Raw genomic sequence first — 3,807 nt, forward strand, 5'->3', positions numbered from 1 at the left:
GCCGGCCGAAGTCGTCGATGACCAGCGTGCCTCAGTTGCTCTTCAGTTGCAGCGGCGCTTCGCTGATGCCGGTCGAGCGATTGAGCGTTACTTCCAGCGAGTCCATCGTCAATTCACCGCCGGCGATGATCGTCGGGCGACGAATCCGAATCCAGCGACGGTCGACGTGGCGACTGTCGAAAATCCCCTCGGCCTTATCGAGCGGCATCACCTCGTGATTGCTCGGGTCGAACAGCCGGATGATCTCGCCGTCGATGCTGATCGAGCGTGGAATCCAGATCGCATCGCCGAAGGCCCGCGTGATCCGCTCGGCAATGCTGGTCTTGCCGTTTCCCGGCGCACCGAACAAGAAGAGGCCGCGGCCGGAATTGATCGCCGGACCTAATCGCAGCAGCATCTTCTTGTTCATCAACAAGTCTTCGAATGCTTTATGCAGATCTTCTGCGTCAGGATGCTTTTTCGTCAGCGACTGTTTGCCGACGCTCGCGATGTAATCGTTGAGATGTACGGGAGCCGATCCGAAGTAGGTGCAATGCTCAGCCAAGCGGCGGGCTTTCTCGCGCCCCATTTCGGTCAGTTGATAGTGATAGTCGCCCGCAATCGACGACCCGCGATAGATGACGAGTTGGTCCGTTTTCAATTGGAACAGCAATTCATCGACGAGCTTGAACGGCAGCTTCATCTGCTCGGCCACGTCGCGACCCGTGCCGCTGCCGGCCGAGAGCAAGTACTTGAGTGCGATGTTCTCGGCCTCGGCCTCGTTCAGCTTCGCTTCACGAAACGTGCGCGGCTCGATCGGAACGAATTCGTCGTCAGACGAAGCCTGAGTGTCGGCCGGGATCGCCGGACTCACGGCAGGGACTTCCACCGGAGGAGTTTCGACGACGGCGGGGCGTTGTACCGGCGGCGGTTCAACCGCGGCCGGACGTTGCAGCGGCGGCACCATCGAAGCCGGCGAGCTCGACGTCGTTGCGCTTTTGCCTGCCATTTGCTTGATGCGGCCCAACAGTTCTTCCAACTTGGCATCGGCGCTCTGGCTGCCGCCCGAAACGGACGACATTCCGCTAACAGTGCCTGTTGGTAATCCGCCGAGCGCCATATCTTCCTCAGCCTTAACAAAGGGTTAGCCTGTCGCGGCGCAACTCGATCGACCTCGTCGTCTTAATGACGGCGTTACGAGCGGCACGGCAACATTGCCCTGAGAAACTTAGTTCGTAGGGCATTCCGGTCAAACGCCTCGATGCATCTAAGCTGCGGCTTGCCACCGATCATTCGTAGTCGCGATCAAAGTATCGATTGTGATGATCGTAGCGACGCCCCGCCGCGGTCGACCGCGACACCCCGGTGATCTACGACAAAAATCGCAGGGCGAGCGAATTCTTCGCGAAAAGGGACCTCATTCCCTGTCGCCCCGCGATTCGCTAAACTAGCCGCTTTGAACCAGTTAGGCGTGAACCGCCTCCCCGCGAATCAACTCGTCGAGAAGGACCGTCCGCATGTCGTCTTCGGCTCGTTTGCATGATCCGTTCGGTGCCCGCGATACGTTCAACTCCGCTTCCGGCAAAATCGGTCTCTATCGGCTATCGAAGCTCGAAGAACTCGGTCTCTGCAAGCTGGCGGAACTTCCCTATTCGATCCGGATCTTGCTCGAAGCGGTCCTCCGCAATTGCGACGGCTACAAAGTGACCGAGGACGATGTGAAGGGCTTGGCCGGTTGGAAGGCCGACAAAGCCATCGACGTCGAAATCCCGTTCAAGCCGGCTCGCGTCGTGCTGCAAGACTTCACCGGCGTGCCATGCGTCGTCGACTTGGCGCACATGCGGAGCGCCATGCAACGCCTCGGCGGCGATCCGAAGAAGATCAACCCGCTCATTCCGGTCGACCTCGTCGTCGATCACTCGGTGCAGGTCGACAAATTCGCACAAGACGCCGCCCTCGAAGAGAATGAAGAGCTCGAGTTCTCGCGCAACGGCGAGCGTTACGAGTTCCTTCGCTGGGGTCAAAAGGCGTTCAATAACTTCCGCGTAGTCCCGCCGGGACTCGGCATCGTTCACCAGATCAATCTCGAATACCTGGCGAAGTGCGTGTTCGTCCGCGACGACGGCAAAGGCCCGGTCGCGTTGCCCGACACGCTCGTCGGCACCGACAGTCATACGACGATGATCAACGGCCTGGGTGTGCTCGGCTGGGGCGTCGGCGGTATCGAAGCCGAAGCCAACATGCTCGGCCAACCGCTGTTCATGCTCATGCCCGAAGTCGTCGGCATGCAGTTGACCGGCGAATTGGCCGCGGGGGCGACGGCGACCGACTTGGTGCTGACCGTGACGCAGATTCTGCGCAAGGAAGGGGTCGTCAATAAGTTCGTCGAGTTCTGCGGGCCGGGCGTTTCGAAGATGAAGCTCGCCGACCGTGCGACGATCGCCAACATGGCGCCAGAGTACGGCGCGACGATGGGCTTCTTCCCGATCGACGACGAGACGCTGCATTTCCTCCGCCGCACAGGCCGCACGGAAAAAGAGATCGACCTCGTTGAGCGGTACATGAAGGAACAAGGCTTGTTCCGGACCGATGCGACGCCGGTGCCGAAGTTCACCAAGCTGCTGACGCTCGACCTGAGCACGATCGAGCCGAGCCTGGCCGGCCCGAAGCGTCCGCAAGATCGCGTGGCCCTGAAGAACGTGAAGAGCGAGTTCCGTTCGTCGCTAAAGACGCCGCTCGACAAGCGCGGCTTCGCGTTGGACGAAGCCGCCATCGCGCGGACCGGCAAGGTCGTTTACAACGGCCACTCGGACGACGTGACGCACGGCGCCGTCGTCATCGCGGCGATCACGAGTTGCACGAACACGAGCAACCCGTCGGTCATGCTCGGTGCCGGCTTGCTGGCGAAGAAGGCGGTCGCCAAGGGACTGACCGTCAAGGAATATGTGAAGACGAGCTTGGCTCCCGGATCGCGCGTCGTCGCCGATTACCTGGAAAAGGCCGGCGTGATGGACGATCTCAAGGCGCTCGGCTTTCACATCGTCGGCTACGGCTGCACGACGTGCATCGGCAACAGCGGTCCGCTGCCGGATCATGTCGCCAAAGCGGTGACGGACGGCAACCTCGTCGCCTCGGCCGTGTTGAGCGGTAACCGCAATTTCGAAGGCCGCGTCAATCCGCACGTGAAGGCCAACTACTTGGCCAGCCCGCCATTGGTCGTCGCCTATGCGTTAGCCGGCTCGACCGACATCGACCTGACGACCGAACCGCTCGGTAAGGGAAAAGACGGCACGCCGGTCTATCTGAAAGACATTTGGCCGACGCAACAAGAAGTCGCCGAGACGGTCGAGCGCTGCGTGCTGCCCGAGATGTTCAACGATCGCTACTCGGACGTCTTCAACGCGAACCCGCGTTGGAACGCCATCAAGATCACCGAGAGAGATCTCTTCTCGTGGTCCGAAGCGAGCACCTACATCCAAGAGCCGCCGTTCCTCATCGACCTGCCGAAGACGCCGGCTCCGATCAAGCCAATTCGCGGCGCGCGAGCGTTGGCGGTGCTGGCCGACTCGGTGACGACGGATCACATCTCGCCGGCCGGCAACATTGCCAAGAGCAGCCCGGCCGGACGATTCTTGGGCGAAAAGGGCGTCGAGCCGGTCGACTACAACAGCTACGGCGCTCGTCGCGGCAACGATCGCGTGATGACGCGCGGCACGTTCGCCAACATCCGCATCCGCAATCACATGGTCCCAGGCGTCGAAGGGGGCGTAACTCGCCACCTGCCGAGCGGAGAGCAACTGTCGATCTACGATGCAGCCATGAAGTACA

2 protein-coding genes are annotated in these 3,807 nt (G+C 61.0%); one reads left to right on the forward strand and one right to left on the reverse strand.

Going from position 1 to position 3,807, the window contains the following annotated elements; genetic code table 11:
• Positions 1-31: 31 nt before the first annotated feature.
• The gene (locus K8U03_18280; protein MCE9606839.1) at positions 32-1,060 is read right to left on the reverse strand and encodes a hypothetical protein; all 1,029 of its coding nucleotides are present in this window, start codon (positions 1,058-1,060) and stop codon (positions 32-34) included.
• Between the two features lie 436 nt (positions 1,061-1,496).
• Between K8U03_18280 and acnA the strand changes: the two genes are divergently transcribed.
• Positions 1,497-3,807: aconitate hydratase AcnA (gene acnA, locus K8U03_18285; protein ID MCE9606840.1), on the forward strand; the 2,311-nt coding region annotated here is incomplete at its 3' end.

The sequence above is a fragment of the Planctomycetia bacterium genome (assembly GCA_021413845.1).
In the GTDB taxonomy this organism is placed as follows: domain Bacteria; phylum Planctomycetota; class Planctomycetia; order Pirellulales; family PNKZ01; genus PNKZ01.

Excerpts from the sequence above, each read along its gene's own strand:
- K8U03_18280 (MCE9606839.1), bottom strand. The coding sequence starts at position 1,060 with ATGTCGTCCGTTTCGGGCGGCAGCCAGAGCGCCGATGCCAAGTTGGAA.